This is a genomic window from Chitinophagaceae bacterium, from assembly GCA_007695095.1.
GTDB lineage: Bacteria > Bacteroidota > Bacteroidia > Chitinophagales > REEL01 > REEL01.
Genome location: REEL01000168.1, coordinates 1 through 16,306 on the forward strand (window position 1 = coordinate 1; position 16,306 = coordinate 16,306).

Below are 16,306 nucleotides of genomic sequence, written 5' to 3' on the forward strand. Positions count from 1 at the left end.
AAGTATAGTTTTTTATATGTTTCTCCGGAAAGACTGCAAACCGAATATTTTCAGGAAAGGCTCAAGTATATGCCGGTTTCTTTGATTGCCGTAGATGAAGCTCATTGTATTTCTCAGTGGGGCTATGACTTCAGACCTGCATATCTGGGCATTTACAAAGTCAGGGAGCTATTACCTGAGACCACAATCTTAGCTCTGACAGCATCAGCAACTCCGGAAGTACAAAAGGATATTTGTGAAAAGCTGCACTTTAAGCCAAATTTTAAAAAGTATGAAAAAAGCTTTGTCAGAGAAAATCTTTCCTATGTAAATATTTATGAAGAAAATAAACAAGAGCGACTGCTCAGACTTATAGAAAAATTAAAAGGTACCGGGATTATTTATGTTAGAAACAGGAGAAAAACTCAGGAATGGGCTGCTTTTTTAAGTAAAAATAATATTTCTGCCGACTTTTATCATGCAGGTCTGAATGGAGAAACCCGCAGCAGAAAACAAGATGAATGGATAAAAAATATTACGCAAGTCATGGTTTGCACCAATGCCTTTGGGATGGGGATTGACAAACCGGATGTAAGATTTGTTGTTCACCTTGATATATGTGAATCATTAGAAGCTTATTATCAGGAAGCGGGTAGGGCAGGCAGGGATGGAGAAAGTTCCTATTGTGTTGTTTTTTATGATCAATCTGATATTTTACAAGTTAAAAAAGCGATTACAGAATACTTTCCGGAATTTTCGGAAGTCAAGAAAATATATTTTGAAATCTTTAATTTCCTGAACATTGCTTATAATGACGGAGAATTAAAAACGTATCCCCTGAACTTGCTGGCCTTTTCTAAAAAAGTAAATATTAATCTCAATAAAATTCTGGTTTCATTCAGATTATTGGAGCAAATGAATTTCATGATTTTTAATGAATCAATTTATGTATCTCCTAAGATAAAGTTCACAACAAACTCAGAATCAATACAAAAGTTTATAAAAGAAAATCCTTCGTCAGAGCGTATAGTAAAATTATTTTTAAGAAGTTACCCCGGAGTTTTTGAGTATTTTGTACACTTTCGTCCGGAGCTCATAGCAGATGTTTTAAGAATAGAAGCTCAGCAAGTATTAAAACACTTGGAATTTTTACAAAGCCGCGAAATGGTTAAATATGAACTTCAAAGTGAAAGTCCTTCAGTTACTTTTTTATCAAATAGAGAAAAGGAAAATTACGTTCGTTTTGATAAAGCTTTATTTGAAAAGCGAAAAGAAAACTTTGTCTTTAGAAGAAAAAAGATGTTGGAGTACATCCAAAAGAACGAATGCAGAAGTAAGATGATATCAGCTTATTTTGGAGAAAAAAATCTGAAACTCTGCGGAAAGTGTGATATTTGCCGTAAGAGAAAAAAAATGGGCATTACTGAAAAGGATTTTGCACGGGTTTATGCTGAAATAGAACAAATACTTCAGAAGAAGCCTATATCAATAGACGATTTACTTGCTTTGAAAATAAATTTTCCGGAAGAAAAACTATTACAAATCATCCGTTTTTTAATAGATGATGGTATATTAACATTAAAAGACAGAAAACTTAGTCTCTCTAATTAAATCCCTTATGGGTAAAAAAATTGTTTTTACGGTAATAAATGACCTGAATAATGACAGGAGAATGCACCGGATATGTGCCACTTTGTTTGAAGCCGGTTACGATGTCACATTGGTTGGCAGAGAGCTCCCCGATTCTAAACCAATAATCAAAAGACCTTTTCAGCAATATCGCTTGAAGTGTAATTTCCATGCAGGGAAACTTTTTTATGTAGAATACAATCTGCGATTATTTAAATGGCTAACAAGCCGGGATTTTGATATTTATGGAGCTGTAGATGTTGATACCGCAATGGCTGTTCTTAGAGTTTCTGAGCAGAAAAAGAAACCCTTTGTTTTAGATTTACACGAATACTTTTCTGAGGTCCCGGAAGTGATAAACAGGGCTTTAGTAAAGCGTTTTTGGAAGTTTATAGAGAAAAAAGCAATACGAAAAGCTGATTTAGTATACACAGTAAGCGATAATTTAGCCAAGATTTTTGAAGAACAACACCACCGAAAGGTTTATACCATTAAAAACGTCCCTGTATACACCGGAAATAATGTCTTAAGAAAGTACCCGGCCGCCAAGTTTAATATTATTTATCAGGGAGCTCTTAATGAAGGAAGAGGTTTGGAAAACCTAATAGATGCAATGGAGTGGGTAGATGCAGAGCTGTATATAGCAGGAGAAGGCGATTTATCTGAAAAGTTAAAGACACAGGCTAACAAAAAATCATACAATTCACGAATACATTTTTTAGGTATGTTAACACCTGAAAAGTTGGCTTTGCAAACGCAAAAAGCTGATTTGGGAATAAATATACTCGAAAGTAAAAGTTTAAGCTACTATTATAGCTTAGCAAACAAGTTTTTTGATTATATTCATGCAGGTATTCCACAAATTTGTATGGGCTATCCGGAGTATAAATCTATTAATAATAACTTTGATATTGCCCTATTAATTGATAGTTTTGCAATTGAAAAATTGGTCGAAAGTATGAATGAAATCATTTCGAATAAAAATCTATATAACAGGCTGGCAGAGAATTGTATAAAAGCCTCTGAGAATTTAAACTGGCAAAATGAAAGTCTGGAATTACTTCAATTAATAAATAATTTTGATTAACAAGATTCATATTATTTCCTTTAATATCCCTTATCCGCCAAATTATGGTGGAGTTATTGATGTCTTTTATAAAATTAAAGCTTTACATAGTTTGGGTGTCAAAATTCACTTACATTGTTATCAGTATGGAAGGGATATTTCAAGCGAACTTGATGAATATTGCGAAAAGGTTTATTATTATCCACGAAAAAACTTTTTTAAAAGCATATACAGTCATGTACCTTACATAGTAGGCTCCAGATCTTCTGATGACCTAATGAGTAATTTATTGGAAGACGATAATCCTATTTTATTTGAAGGACTTCATACCTGTGCTAATCTTGGACATCCTCACCTGAAAGACCGGATAAAAATTGTGAGAATGCACAATGTGGAGTGGGATTACTACAAAAGTCTGGGAAAAGCAGAACAAAACTTCTTCCGTAAATTTTATTTTTACACAGAATCCTTTAAGCTTAAGCATTTCGAGAATATTCTGAACAATGCTAATCATATCCTTTCTATCTCACCTAATGATACAGAGTATTTGCAGGAAAAATATTCCAATGCGGCTTATGTTACTGCATTTCATTCTAATGAAAACGTAAATATAAATACCGGCATAGGGGATTATGCTCTTTATCATGGTAATTTGGGAGTAATTGAAAACAATCAAGCAGCTTTTTATTTGATTGAAAAAGTCTTTAAAAAAATAGATTACCCGCTTAAAATTGCCGGTAAAAAACCTCTGGATTCTTTATTTAAATTGGTTAATAAATACGATCATATTGAGCTAATACCTGATCCGGATTTTCCTCAAATGTTGGAACTCATAAAAAATGCGCATATAAATGTATTGCCGACTTTTCAACCAACCGGCATTAAACTGAAACTCATAAATGCTCTTTACAACGGACGTTTTTGCATAGTTAATAATGCTATGGTGGAAAATACGGGCTTACAGGATTTATGTATACAGGTTGAAGATGCAAAGTCAACTATTTCACAGATAGAAAACTTTAAAGATCAACCATTTACATCTAAAGATATCGAACTCAGGAAAAAAGTCTTATATCAGGGTTTTTCCAATTTAGAGAATGCTAAAAAGATTATTAATTTAATTAAATCAACCGAATTGATTGATACAAAATCCTAGCCTTGTGCAGAGATATCCTGATCAATAACTAAGCGACCATTAGTACATTTAATAATACGGGCCGGATACTTTTCGATTAAATAATAATTATGAGTAGCCATTAAAACGGCAGTATTATTTTCAGCGCTAATTTTGAAAAGTAAATTCATAATATCTTCAGAAGTATCAGGGTCTAAGTTTCCGGTAGGTTCATCTGCTAATATCAGTTCCGGATCATTTAATAGAGCTCTGGCAATTACTACTCGTTGCTGTTCACCACCGGAAAGTTCATGCGGCATTTTAAAATCTTTAGTTTTCAGCCCAACCTGATCCAAAACTTCTTCTATTCTGACTAACATTGCTTTTTTGTCTTTCCATCCGGTGGCTTTTAAGACAAATAATAAATTGTCCCCAACGGTTCTGTCCATCAAAAGCTGAAAATCCTGAAAAACTATACCTAATTTCCTTCTCAGAAAGGGCACTTTTGAGGATTTTAAACCATTTAGAACTACATCTACCACCTTTCCTGTCCCTTGTCTAAGGCTTAAATCTCCATAAAGTGTTTTCAATAAGCTGCTTTTTCCACTACCTGTTTTACCAATTAAATAGGCAAACTCACCTTTTTTGATAAACAAATTTACATCACTTAAAACGAGCGTTTCCCCTTGATAAATTTTAGCTTTGGTAAGTTCAATTACATTTTCATTCGTATTTTCTGACATGCTTACTGTATTTTTTCAAGTTTCCCGAAAGGGATGGTTTCAATCAACTTTTTTAATTCTTCGATTCTTTCGCCTAAACCGCACTTTTCAAGACCTTTTTCCGGTCTGTCAGCACGAAAATAACCCAAAAGAGTAAAACTCTCATCTCTCAATTGAATATAATCAGGAATTTTTGCTTTGCCCTTGATTTTAATAATATACATACGGCTAAGTTATTTTGACAAAGTTAAGATTTTTCTTTGTTTTAGCTTTGATTAGATTTTTTATATTGAAAGAGCTTAAATTATTAACTTTGCAAAAAAAAACAATGGAAAAAATCCGTAATGATATCTTTCTTAAAGCTGCATTAGGAAAAGAAGTTGATAGGCCTCCGGTTTGGTTAATGCGTCAGGCAGGTAGAATTTTACCCGAATACCGGGCTATCAGATCGAAGCTTAGCGGATTTAAAGAATTGGTTACAAACCCACAGCTTTCTGCTGAAGTCACTTTGCAGCCTGTGGATATATTAGGAGTTGATGCTGCTATTATTTTTTCTGATATACTGGTAATTCCCGAAGCTTTGGGTTTGCCTTATGAAATGCATGAGGGGAGAGGGCCTCATTTTGAAAACCCTGTTCAAACTGAAAAAGATATTAATAAATTGTCAGCAAGCGATATCCCTGCAAAGCTGCAATATGTAACAGATGCAATAAAATTAGTTAAAAATGACCTTAACGGGCGGGTTCCGTTAATTGGATTCGCCGGCGCTCCCTGGACTATTTTTGCTTATATGGTTGAAGGCAGCGGTTCAAAGACTTTTTCAATTGCCAGAAGAATGCTTTACACCAATCCCGATTTTTCAATTAAGTTACTTGATTTGATAACGGATGCCACTATACAGTACTTAAAAGCTCAAATTGCTGCAGGTGCCAATCTTATTCAAATTTTTGATTCCTGGGCCGGAGTACTTCCGGCTAATGTTTATAAAGAGTTTTCGTTAAAGTATATCAATAAAATCTGTGATGCCATAGATGAAGTGCCTGTTACGGTTTTTGCAAAAGGAGCTTTTTTTGCACTCCCCGAAATGAAACACACCAATTGCCGGGTTGTTGGACTCGATTGGAATATGAACCCGGTAGAAGCAAGAAAATTGCTGCCAAACAAGACTTTACAGGGAAACTTTGACCCATGTTTGCTTTATGCACCGGTGAAAATGATAGAAAAAGAAACAAAAATCATGCTAGACAATTTTGGAAAGCAAAATTATATAGCCAATCTGGGTCATGGCGTTTATCCTGACACCCCTTTAGATGGTGTTAAAGCTTTTATTGCAACAGTTCAAAATTGTTAAATATCTAAAACTACATTTTGGAATTAATTGCTATTTTCTTTCTTATTTCTTTAAATGGATTTTTAGCAATGTCTGAAATTGCTTTTGCCGCTACCAAGGCTTCTCGTTTAGAAACACTTAAGAGTAAAAAAGCACTTAATCTATTGCGCTTTTTAAAAAACCCGGTACAGTTTTTATCCACTATTCAAGTCGGCATTACTTTTATAGGTATACTTACCGGTATGTTTAGTGCTGCAACGATAATAGGGCATTTGGATTTGCTCATATCAAAAATAAACTTCCTGAGTGCTTACAGTTCAACTATAGCTTACACAATCACTTTATTTATCATTACTTTCATGATGATACTTTTCGGGGAACTGATTCCCAAGCGGATTGCTCTCTCAAATCCTGAAAAAATAGCCATTTTTGTTTTTACTCCCATTCGGGTTTTTGGTGTAATCACTATGCCTTTGGTATGGTTGCTCAGTCGTTCAACCGATTTTTTTAGTCGCATTTTTATTTCAAAAAAGACTAAATCTTCAAAAGCTACTGAGGAAGAAGTAAAAAACCTGATTTTAATGGGTATGCAGGAGGGAAGCGTACCGGAACTTGAAATGGATTTGCTGAATAAAGTCTTTAAACTGGACGATTTGAAGGTGGAAAGGTTCATGACTCCTAAAAAAGATTTTATATGGATTTATCTGGATGAAGATATTGAGGTACAAAAGCAAAAAATATTTAACCATCCTCATAAGTCTTATCCGGTGGCGACGTCATCTGGTCAGAAATGCCTGGGTGTTTTATATACCCATAAATTTTTAAATGCTTTTCAAAAAAATGAAAATGTAAATGTAAATGATTTACTGGAAAAACCGCTTATTGTTGATGAGGAACTAAATATGGCAGGCCTTTTACTACAGTTTCAGGAAGAAAACACTCACTTTGCATTGGTAATCAATGAACAAGTGGAAATAACAGGTCTAATAACCATGAATGAAATTTCAGAAGCCCTGATTGGTAATTATTCTGTCTTGCATCAGGAGAAACATGAAAATTTTATAGAAAGAATTGACGGCAGCTTTTTTGTGGAAGCTTCTACTCCGATTAAGCAATTTACGAGTAAGTTTTCATTAAAAAATGTAAAAACAGAAAATACAAACTTTCATACACTGGGGGGCTTTTTAATACAGGAAATGAAAGGTTTACCGGAGGTTTCAGAACGTATTGAAATCGAACATCTGATTATTGAAATTGCCGATTTAGACGGACATAGAATTGATAAGGTTATCGTCTATGTTAACGATAAGTAATAGATGTTAAGGATTTACAGTTATTTCCGGACTATGTAAAACATTGCTTTTGAGGCCGGCTTTATCTACCAGATATATCTCAAAAACAGCTTTTTCAGCAGATTCGCCATCTCCAAACAGTATAGTGTTTTGTAAAGTAATTTTAAAATGTCCTTCTATTGTTATAGAGCTATTTTTAGGGCTTAAAGGAGGTATATGATAACCAATTTCAAAAGCTCCCCTTGAGTCTTTTAAAAACAAGGAATTTACATCCGCATCAGAAGTGCCGATATCCCCATTTCCATCCAGATAATAAATTGTAAATACTATAGAATCTTCAAAAGCTTTTACATTCGTTGGTTGAACATCTATCAATTCAATGTAAGGAGTATCTGAAACAGGTCTTATATCCTTGTCTGTATCATTTGTATCATTGTCTTTGCCACATGAAAGTAGAAAAGCAGTAAAACAAAAAAGAGTAAAGCAAAGGAAAAGGTTTTTCATGTTTTTTGTTTTAAAAATCAACTTATTGAACGATAAATGAGAAGTAACTGAATAAATAAGGCTGATCATCCTGACCGGGCACTTCATAAATTGTCGATCCGCCTTGTTTACTTACATAGGAGCGAATATACACTATATCACCTACCTGAAATTGCCCGGTATTTAAAGTAAAATAATGAAAGTAGGGAAGGTCTGCCCCGAATAATGAAGGAGCAAAAAATGGGGTAAACTGCTTATTCAGATTCAATTCCATAGCATTAGAGAAATTGTTGGGACTGTTCACGCTGTATTTTACTTTGTTGTGCCCAAGCCCGGAACCGGGTAAAAAATCGCCCGCTACATTTTGTTCATAAAGGCCTATCCAAATTTGGAGGTCAACATTTTGAGGTACGATAAAAGGATAAAAAAAGATATCCTGATAACGAATAGTATCAACTCTCATATTGTTTAATGCTGGTATGTAGGCTAAATTTCCGAAAAATCCGGGTTTATAGCCGGTAAAATCAGGGCTGTTTCCAAATACATCTTTGGCATCTTGTAAAATCCAGTTTTTGATAGATGTAAGTTGCCAATTTTCAAGCGTATCATACAAAGGCATTTTTCCTAAAACCGGATCATCAGTTGTAACTCTGTCCCAAAGCCATGAATTTGTAGTATCTCCGGGCACCACTCTGTAAGTATAAAATTCGTCAGGAGTATTTTTAAAGACAGGATGGTAAACTAAGGTGTTATAGCTGCTGGAAATTGTTCTGAAATCAGGTTCAAAGGTGCCGTCATGGCAAGCCGGGTTTGCGCATTTTACTGAAAAAACTTTTTGTTGCAAAAAAGCAAAAGTATTACTGTCAGGGATTATCGGGTCTATATTAATATTACCATAATCAATAGTATCATAAGGATTAAAAGGAACTTCAGGTAAAATTCTGTCAATTACTTTTTCCTCTTTTTTACATGCCTGTATTGTGAAAATCATAAGACTTAACAGTAAAAAAACGGTATAAATATTTAAGGATTTAAAATGTTTCATTTTATAAATTTAAACAAAAGCTTCATTAAGAACCCTTCCCGGCAACAAACCGGAAGGTATTTTTCCATCAAATCCTAAGATATGGGCAATTGTCGGAACAATATCTATACTCTCACCGATAGGGGATGCTTCTGTTCCAAATGATGCATTGTGATTTACTTTTCCTGAAGGACCAACTATCAAAGAGAATATTCTTCTGGAATTATCATCACTGGTATGATCAAAAGCCCGCAATCCATTATTATCATATATACTGTTTGGTTGTAAGTTTCTGCCATGCTCAGGCATGCATATCAAAATAGTATCATTTGCAAGCACGGGATCGCTTTGTATTTTATTCCAAAGCCAGCCAACACCATAATCTGCCCGGTGTAAAAAGCTCAGATAGCTGCTAAAGTCTGTATGACAGATATCCAGATTGAAAGTATTAATTACGGTAAGTTCCGGTTTGAATTCTTTCAAAACCATCCAGGCGGAAGAAATATTCATTAAGTCACCTGTTAAACCTTGAGTTGAATTAGTGGGAGTAGCCCATTCCATAGGTGTACTGCCGTTTAAAATAGATGTTTTCCATTCCTGTATATGCTTTCGATCTGCTTCGTTATTAGCAATCCCGGAAATGCCATCAGAGGCTTGCTTAAATGATTTATTTAAAAAATCTTTCGTCTTTCTTATTCTGGAAACATCATCCGGTTGAACAGAGATTTGTTGAGGAATTAAATCCTGACCTATATTTCCAAAAACTGTGGCCGGTCTCATGTAGTTTGCACCGTAAGCTGCGCCATACATAGGATGTCTGCTGTAATTCAAGGAAGGGTATGGACCCAGACCTTCAGAAAGCCACCAGGCATTTAATGCCGATTTAGAGGGATCTGTATGTTTGCGATAATATTCAAATATAGTGGGGTATTCAGGGTTAACATTTAAGTTTAAGCCAGTATAAGTATAGTTACCGGTCATAGCTACGGTATGCCCGTTATAATGTCCTGTCGGACCTTCTTTATATCTAAGTTCTTTAAATAAACTACCTTGTTGGCTGAGTGGATTGCTTAAAATCGGACTCCAGCGATTATATACCAGATTTCCGGAAGGTTGACTGCCTGACAACATATTTTCCATCACATTACCTTGTGTGGTCATCCCTTGTGTAGCCAAATATAGCTGATCAATAGATTCCTGATTTCTAATTCCACCGGCAAATAACATAAAGACTACATGATTGGCAATGCGGTTTCCGGTTGAAGCAAACAACCTGCCTGATGGCAATATATACGGAGCTGTAATTATCCCGGCTGTGGCCGCTAACGATTTTTTAATAAAACTTCTTCTTTTCATAAACTACAATTTGAGAGTCAGCCTATTAATAATACAAATATTCATTAGAAAGCAACATGGATTCATATAAATGTTCCGGTCTGTAATCCATATCACCTTCAATTAAATCTTTTATGTAAAACAATTCATATTCCGTTGGATATCTCAGATAAAATCGAACAAAACTCTCTTTAATAAAGCCTCCCAAATCACTTCGCATTTCCTGATTATCCGGAATTAATAACTGCGGGCTATTCAAAAATCCTCTAATAGTTAATTCCCGTGCCATTTGTTTATCACCAATTGCCAATGTCAGTACAGATAGATTATTGAGAATAGAAGATGAAATGGATTGGTTATATAAATGCATATAAAGAATGCTGTAAAATTGAGAACTGTTTTTAACTCTGTTTTTTTCAGATGCTGACTGATAAAGGTTGACTGTGTCTAATTGATAAATAACATTTTCATAAGTAACTTTCTCAATAACAAGTGTTTCCTTTTTACAGGAGCTTATAAAAAAGACAATTAGAACAATTAAGTAAAAATTACTTTTAAAAACTTGCATACTCCTCTGAAATTAAAATAGTTACAAAAAGGTCTTTAATATTACGATCTTGCTCTAAAATAGTGGCATTTGTATTAATCTCAACAGCTGTTGGGTTTCGAATAAGTAAAAAGTTATAAATTCGACTGACTAGACCTGAGTGAAATTCCTGACTTTGAGTTACAATATTCATGAAATCACCTTTACCCGAACCGCTTACCTGAAATAACTGCTCCGGTGAACCATCAATCATTTCTACTGACCTGTTAAGTTCGCTGCTTGTAGGAAGTCTTAAGAAAAAGTTTTCAAAAGTGGCTATTGCAAAGTTTTCACTGCCCATATTTATTTCATCATAAAAGAAATTATTAATCAATCTTCTGTAATAATTATTAACATTAATTTCTCCCTGTGCAAAATCTTCTCTTGCATCCAAAAGTTTTTGCATTCTATCAATCTCCAATTGAATAAATTGTGCTTCTAAAATTTCACCATTATCAATTGCATTTTGATAAACAAAACCAAATATTAAAATATTTTCGGCAATAGTAGCACTATCAATGCCTTCCAGCATATTAAAACTGTTACGTTCATGGTATCTCCTGTAAAATAATGGGTTTGAAAGAACTTCATTTATTACTGTTTCACGGGCAGTTTTTGAATATTCATTTTCTGCTAAAAAGATCTTATGACTTTCCATTTGTTGCTCGGAAGGAGTAATGCCAAGCATGTCTATATAAACCCTATTGATATAATTTTCAATTTTTATAGCCGGGATACTACCACTGGGAGGTGGAATATTTCCTTCTATTACCAAGTCTTCTTTTACTTCACGCTCAATAGTTTCCTTTTTACAGGCAGAAAAAAAGAGAATGGAAACAAATAAAATAAAAAAGATTCTAAACATATTATCAAAGTTAAAAAGTCAGTATTTCACCTTTATAATCAGCTAAAATTCAAACTAATTAATAAAATTAAAAAATTTGAACTTATGCATCCTGCTTTTTTATGTTAATTTTGAGAAAATTACAACAAACTTTTATGGAGGATATAAGCCTACCTCAATTTCCGAATTCACAAGAATTGTATGAAAAAGCTTATTTGAAAAGTGTTTCAGAAGTAAAGGTTATTTTTCCTTTTTTGATTGTATTGCCCTTAGTCTTAGTGCTTGTTACTTTTATTTTGTTTAATCAAAATATTTATACGACTTCTTATCTTCTTTTTTACTCTTTATTTGTGATATCAACAGCCATAATTTTTTACTTTTTGCTTCTGATGTATCGAAAAGGATTACAATCACCTCATGTATTGTATGGAGTGTTAACTGACAGTAATTTTAATAAAAGAACAAATATTATTGAGTTAAGCATTAATGCAAAATATGTTTTTAAGCTTAATAAAGATGAAAAGCCGGTAAAAATCACCCTTAAAGAAGACAGTATCCTTAACCGAAAGCTTGAAGAGAATAATCCTGTGAAAGAGAGCCTGCATCAAAAAAAAGAAACTCCCTGTTTTTGGCTATCAACAGGCACCGGTAAAATTGTAGACTTTTTTTGAAGCTTGTTCCATTTAATTTCAGGTATTAAAAAAGTTTATACTAAATTTGGCCTTTATCAGAAATGAAAGAGATGCAACATTTATCAAAACGAATTTTGGATTTAGAAGAATCTGCTACCATCCGTATGGCACAACTGGCTCGTAAACTCAAGTCAGAGGGTAGGGATATTATTAGTTTAAGTCTGGGAGAACCGGATTTTAATACCCCTGAATATATTGGAAATGCAGCTAAGAAGGCTATTGATGAAGGATATACTCACTATACTCCGGTTGCCGGTTATGCTGAATTGAGAAAAGCAATTTCAGATAAGTTATTACGTGACAACGGGCTTAGTTATGACATTAATCAAATTGTAAGTTCAACCGGTGCCAAGCAATCTTTGATGAATGCAATTTTGTGCTTAGTAGAATCCGGGGATGAAGTAATCGTTCCAAGCCCTTACTGGGTCAGTTATGCAGCCATGATACAACTGGCCGAAGGAAAAATGATTAATATCCCCACTACTGTTGAAAGCGCGTTTAAAATCACTCCTGAACAGCTTGAAAATGCTATAACACCCAAATCAAAGCTGCTTATGCTTTGCTCTCCTTCTAATCCAACGGGAGCTGTTTATTCAGAAAGTGAGTTACGGTCTTTGGCAGAAGTTTTGAAAAAGTATCCACAAATAATAATTATTTCAGATGAAATTTATGAATATATTACCTTCGAAACACCTCATTTCAGCATAGCTCAAATAGAGGGCATGTATGAAAGAACAGCTATTGTCAACGGAGTTTCCAAAGGATTTGCCATGACAGGCTGGCGTTTAGGCTTTCTTGCAGCACCTGAGTGGCTGGCTAAAGCATGTGATAAAATTCAGGGACAGTTTACCTCCGGAACATCTTCAATATCTCAAAAAGCAGCTGAAGCAGCTTTTACTGAAAACTTAGATGAAGTATATGCTATGCGCGACAAATTTAAAGAGCGCAGAGATCTGGTTCTTGATAAATTAAATGCAATTGATGGCCTGAAAATAAGTATTCCGCAAGGAGCTTTTTATGTTTTTCCTGACATAAGCGCATTTTTTGGAAAGAAAAGTGGTGATTTTCAAATAAATTCTTCTGAGGATTTCTGTATGTATATACTTGATGAAGCTAACGTATCGCTTGTTGCAGGTAGCGCATTTGGCGATGATAATTGTGTTCGTATATCTTATGCTAATTCTGAAGAAAATCTAAGGAAAGCATTAGATAAAATAAGCGCTGCTCTCGCAAAACTAAAATAGTTGACTAAAACAATAGAATATTTGAATGAAGAAATCAGAAATTAGAACGATTTTAAAATTAACACGTTTTCTTTTTTTCTTCCATTTTACTTCACTATTCGATTGTTCTAATGTTCTATTATTCAAATATTTTAAAATCCTGATTCTGTAAATGTTGGCAGATGCATGCAGCAAATAAAAACCGGGTGACCCATTGCACAAAACTAAAATAGTTGACTTGAACAATAGAACATTTGAATGAAGAAATCAGAAATTAGAACGGTACTAAAATTAAGCCATTTCTTTACTTTTTTTCTTCTATTTTACTTCACTATTCGATTGTTCAATTGTTCGAATGTTCTATTATTCAAATATTTTAAAACCTTGATTCTGTAAATGTTGGCAGATGCATGCAGCAAATAAAAACCGGGTGACCCATTGCACAAAACTAAAATAGTTGACTTGAACAATAGAACATTTGAATGAAGAAATCAGAAATTAGAACGGTACTAAAATTAAGCCATTTCTTTACTTTTTTTCTTCTATTTTACTTCACTATTCGATTGTTCAATTGTTCGAATGTTCTATTATTCAAATATTTTAAAACCTTGATTCTGTAAATGTTGGCAGATGCATGCAGCAAATTTAAAATCGGGTGACCCATTGAACTAAACTAAATTTAGATGCTTTCAGTTGCACTGCCGCTATCTAAAGTATCCAAAAGTAAACTTTCTTTGCTGTCTAAGTAAATGTCGCTTATACCATGCAAAAACTGTCTGCAAGAGTGAGCCTGATTTCTGTTTGCTGTAAGCAGGTAGTTTACTTCATCCGATAAAATCTTTTTCTCATTCATTCCCTTTATGATTTCATTAAGTTGAGATTTTTCATTTGATTTAATTTGTTTAATCAAATTTGCCAACTGACTGATTAGCTGACCGGAATCTGTCTCAATAAAGTGGTCATTGATTATCGAATCAGCTTTTATATAAAAATCCATAAGGGTTTTGCGATTTTTCTTGTAAAAATCTTTTAAAAAGGGTGTGTCAGAAAAGCTGATCTCACTTATGTCATTGCCGGCATCTTTTATCGTTTTTGATGAACCTACTGCTAACTGTGCGCTTTGTAAATATCTTCTGATTTGATCGGATTCATCCGGTTTTAATTCAATGTTTACGCTTGAAGTAAAAGTATAAATTTCTGTTTGTAACTTTTTGATAAATAAGTATTTATCGTTTATTTTTAAGTGTTTAAATGATTCATTGTATTTTGTATTTATCCCGCTCAAAACAAGAGAGTCATCAATATTAAAAGACTTCAGATTATATTTCATGCATAATTGAAATAAGTGCAAAGTTTCCTTTTTCAGCGTATTTATTGCCGATTCCGGAAATTCGGTTACTTCATTATTTAAGTAAAGAGCTGCTTTTTTAACATTTTCTTTAATTAGTCTGACAGCCAACTTTTTATAGAAAGGAATAACAGGTAAAAATAGTATTGCACCTAAAAAATTAAAAAGCGTATGAAATACGGCAAGGGCAATCACAGGATCGTTTTCGAGCTTAAAAACATCTAATATCAGCCATACCAAAGGTTTTAGTAGTATGATAGCAATTACAGCCGCAAAAATATTAAATGAAAAGTGCGAAAAACCGACTCTTTTTTTGTTGACAGAGCCTCCAAAAGATACTAATATTATTTTTAAAGTAGTTCCCAGATTAACCCCTATAACCATTACAGCCGCTTGTTCAAAGCTAATTATTTCAGAATAGACAGAGCTTAATACTATAGCCATAGCAGCTGAACTGGATTGAACCACGACAGTAAACAGAAAACCAATGAAAAATAATGCAATGATGCCCATCCCGGCAATCTGTGCAATGTCAGCTGATGCTGCCCACAAATCCATGCTTTTTTTCATATAGTCAAGTCCTAAAAAAAGCAGCCCAAATCCGGAAGTTATCTTACTGATATTAACCAGTCGCTGAGATTTTCCGAAAAATATCAAACCTATACCACCTATAGCAATAAAGGGGAGAGCAAAAGCTTCTATATCTAATTTAAAACCCACAGAAGCCACAATCCAACTAGTCATTGTTGTGCCAATATTGGTTCCGATTATTACACCAATACCATTTTGCAAGGTCATTAAACCGGCACTGACAAAAGCCATTAGTAAAAGAGTTACGGTGCTGCTGCTTTGTAGAATTGCAGTAGATAAAGCACCGGTTAGTATTGCTTTAAAATTATTATTGGTATACTTTTTTAATATTTGTCGCAATGCCTTACCAGACAAATCCTGTATAGCATTTTCAAGCATATACATGCCTAAAAGGAATATTCCCAGCCCGGCTAAAAGAGTCCAAACATTTAAAGCCTCAAACATAATTTTTTAAGCTATTTAAGCATGAAATTACAATTACTTAACAATACACTTTTATTTTTTTATAGAAAAATCAATACCTTCGAATTAAATTCATAAAATAAAATAAAAAACTAAGCCTTTTAATTAACATAAAATAATCAAAAATGAGTAGTGAAACCATTGAGCAAAGAGATAAAAATGCTTTTAACAGACGTAATTTTTTAAAGAAAGGTGCCATTGGAAGTGCTTTGTTAGGCACAGGGGTATTACTTCCCGGATGTGCTTCTAGCACCACCAAAGCAGAGGGATCAGAAAATTTAAAGCCATCTAAAGCCAAAAATGTTATTATTCTGGTTAGTGATGGAATGAGTATGGGTACTTTGTCAATGGCTGATCATTATATAAGACAAAAAGAAAACAGAGCCTCTCATTGGATAGATTTATATGAAAAAGGAAAAGTGAAAAGATCTTTAATGGATATGGCTTCTGAAAACTCTTTGGTGACTGATTCAGCAGCTGCCGGTTCTTCCTGGGGTTGCGGTTACAGAGTGAATAATGGTTCTATAAATATTGGCACTGAGGGTCAGGCTTTCAAGCCTATTAATAAATGGTTTAAAGAAGCCGG

At 34.0% G+C, this 16,306-nt stretch carries 16 protein-coding genes; 8 read left to right on the forward strand and 8 right to left on the reverse strand.

The annotated features are described in order from the left end of the window. The 3 genes from EA412_13990 to EA412_14000 all read left to right on the forward strand — a co-directional run. On the forward strand, positions 1 to 1,590 hold a 1,590-nt coding region (locus EA412_13990; GenBank protein ID TVR76255.1), incomplete at its 5' end, for a RecQ family ATP-dependent DNA helicase. Between the two features lie 7 nt (positions 1,591 to 1,597). Further along, positions 1,598 to 2,695: a glycosyltransferase gene (locus EA412_13995; GenBank protein ID TVR76256.1), complete on the forward strand. Its 1,098-nt coding sequence runs from the start codon at positions 1,598 to 1,600 to the stop codon at positions 2,693 to 2,695. Then, the gene (locus EA412_14000; GenBank protein TVR76257.1) at positions 2,688 to 3,830 is read left to right on the forward strand and encodes a hypothetical protein; all 1,143 of its coding nucleotides are present in this window, start codon (positions 2,688 to 2,690) and stop codon (positions 3,828 to 3,830) included. Before EA412_13995 ends, EA412_14000 begins: the two co-directional genes overlap by 8 nt. Here the strand turns inward: EA412_14000 and EA412_14005 are convergent. Together EA412_14005 and EA412_14010 are read right to left on the reverse strand one after the other, a co-directional pair. Further along, positions 3,827 to 4,531: an ATP-binding cassette domain-containing protein gene (locus EA412_14005; GenBank protein TVR76258.1), complete on the reverse strand. Its 705-nt coding sequence runs from the start codon at positions 4,529 to 4,531 to the stop codon at positions 3,827 to 3,829. The genes EA412_14000 and EA412_14005 overlap by 4 nt on opposite strands. A gap of 2 nt (positions 4,532 to 4,533) precedes the next feature. Further along, positions 4,534 to 4,734: a fructose-6-phosphate aldolase gene (locus EA412_14010; protein TVR76259.1), complete on the reverse strand. Its 201-nt coding sequence runs from the start codon at positions 4,732 to 4,734 to the stop codon at positions 4,534 to 4,536. A 104-nt stretch (positions 4,735 to 4,838) separates the two neighbouring features. On the opposite strand from EA412_14010, the gene hemE reads away from it, so the two are divergent. Beyond that, a complete protein-coding gene (gene hemE, locus EA412_14015) occupies positions 4,839 to 5,861 on the forward strand; it encodes a uroporphyrinogen decarboxylase (protein TVR76269.1) in 1,023 nt (340 codons plus the stop codon). A gap of 17 nt (positions 5,862 to 5,878) precedes the next feature. After that, positions 5,879 to 7,153 (forward strand): HlyC/CorC family transporter, encoded by a 1,275-nt coding sequence (locus EA412_14020; GenBank protein ID TVR76260.1) that lies wholly within the window; start codon positions 5,879 to 5,881, stop codon positions 7,151 to 7,153. A 6-nt stretch (positions 7,154 to 7,159) separates the two neighbouring features. On the opposite strand, the gene EA412_14025 is transcribed toward EA412_14020, so the two are convergent. The 5 genes from EA412_14025 to EA412_14045 are packed head-to-tail and all read right to left on the reverse strand — an operon-like array spanning position 7,160 to position 11,425. Next, positions 7,160 to 7,636, reverse strand: a complete 477-nt coding sequence (locus EA412_14025) for a hypothetical protein (GenBank protein ID TVR76261.1) — start codon at positions 7,634 to 7,636, stop codon at positions 7,160 to 7,162. 22 nt (positions 7,637 to 7,658) lie between these two features. Next, the gene (locus EA412_14030; protein ID TVR76262.1) at positions 7,659 to 8,660 is read right to left on the reverse strand and encodes a hypothetical protein; all 1,002 of its coding nucleotides are present in this window, start codon (positions 8,658 to 8,660) and stop codon (positions 7,659 to 7,661) included. 9 nt (positions 8,661 to 8,669) lie between these two features. Next, on the reverse strand, positions 8,670 to 9,995 hold the full coding sequence (locus EA412_14035) for a hypothetical protein (protein TVR76263.1): 1,326 nt from the start codon (positions 9,993 to 9,995) through the stop codon (positions 8,670 to 8,672). A 25-nt stretch (positions 9,996 to 10,020) separates the two neighbouring features. Beyond that, a complete protein-coding gene (locus EA412_14040) occupies positions 10,021 to 10,542 on the reverse strand; it encodes a hypothetical protein (GenBank protein ID TVR76264.1) in 522 nt (173 codons plus the stop codon). Then, positions 10,529 to 11,425 carry a hypothetical protein gene (locus EA412_14045; protein TVR76265.1) on the reverse strand — a complete coding sequence of 299 codons (897 nt, stop codon included), beginning with the start codon at positions 11,423 to 11,425 and terminating at the stop codon, positions 10,529 to 10,531. The genes EA412_14040 and EA412_14045 overlap by 14 nt, the downstream gene beginning before the upstream one ends. A gap of 101 nt (positions 11,426 to 11,526) precedes the next feature. On the opposite strand from EA412_14045, the gene EA412_14050 reads away from it, so the two are divergent. Continuing rightward, positions 11,527 to 12,075 (forward strand): hypothetical protein, encoded by a 549-nt coding sequence (locus EA412_14050; protein ID TVR76266.1) that lies wholly within the window; start codon positions 11,527 to 11,529, stop codon positions 12,073 to 12,075. A gap of 71 nt (positions 12,076 to 12,146) precedes the next feature. Continuing rightward, positions 12,147 to 13,340 carry a pyridoxal phosphate-dependent aminotransferase gene (locus EA412_14055; protein ID TVR76270.1) on the forward strand — a complete coding sequence of 398 codons (1,194 nt, stop codon included), beginning with the start codon at positions 12,147 to 12,149 and terminating at the stop codon, positions 13,338 to 13,340. Between the two features lie 658 nt (positions 13,341 to 13,998). Here the strand turns inward: EA412_14055 and EA412_14060 are convergent. Then, positions 13,999 to 15,702 carry a Na/Pi cotransporter family protein gene (locus EA412_14060; GenBank protein TVR76267.1) on the reverse strand — a complete coding sequence of 568 codons (1,704 nt, stop codon included), beginning with the start codon at positions 15,700 to 15,702 and terminating at the stop codon, positions 13,999 to 14,001. Between the two features lie 143 nt (positions 15,703 to 15,845). Between EA412_14060 and EA412_14065 the strand changes: the two genes are divergently transcribed. After that, on the forward strand, positions 15,846 to 16,306 hold a 461-nt coding region (locus tag EA412_14065), incomplete at its 3' end, for a twin-arginine translocation signal domain-containing protein (GenBank protein ID TVR76268.1).

Excerpts from the sequence above, each read along its gene's own strand:
- EA412_14035 (TVR76263.1), bottom strand. The coding sequence starts at position 9,995 with ATGAAAAGAAGAAGTTTTATTAAAAAATCGTTAGCGGCCACAGCCGGG.
- EA412_14025 (TVR76261.1), bottom strand. The coding sequence starts at position 7,636 with ATGAAAAACCTTTTCCTTTGCTTTACTCTTTTTTGTTTTACTGCTTTT.
- EA412_14005 (TVR76258.1), bottom strand. The coding sequence starts at position 4,531 with ATGTCAGAAAATACGAATGAAAATGTAATTGAACTTACCAAAGCTAAA.
- EA412_14030 (TVR76262.1), bottom strand. The coding sequence starts at position 8,660 with ATGAAACATTTTAAATCCTTAAATATTTATACCGTTTTTTTACTGTTA.
- EA412_13995 (TVR76256.1), top strand. The coding sequence starts at position 1,598 with ATGGGTAAAAAAATTGTTTTTACGGTAATAAATGACCTGAATAATGAC.
- EA412_14060 (TVR76267.1), bottom strand. The coding sequence starts at position 15,702 with ATGTTTGAGGCTTTAAATGTTTGGACTCTTTTAGCCGGGCTGGGAATA.
- EA412_14045 (TVR76265.1), bottom strand. The coding sequence starts at position 11,425 with ATGTTTAGAATCTTTTTTATTTTATTTGTTTCCATTCTCTTTTTTTCT.
- EA412_14050 (TVR76266.1), top strand. The coding sequence starts at position 11,527 with ATGTTAATTTTGAGAAAATTACAACAAACTTTTATGGAGGATATAAGC.
- EA412_14010 (TVR76259.1), bottom strand. The coding sequence starts at position 4,734 with ATGTATATTATTAAAATCAAGGGCAAAGCAAAAATTCCTGATTATATT.
- EA412_14040 (TVR76264.1), bottom strand. The coding sequence starts at position 10,542 with ATGCAAGTTTTTAAAAGTAATTTTTACTTAATTGTTCTAATTGTCTTT.
- EA412_14055 (TVR76270.1), top strand. The coding sequence starts at position 12,147 with ATGCAACATTTATCAAAACGAATTTTGGATTTAGAAGAATCTGCTACC.
- hemE (TVR76269.1), top strand. The coding sequence starts at position 4,839 with ATGGAAAAAATCCGTAATGATATCTTTCTTAAAGCTGCATTAGGAAAA.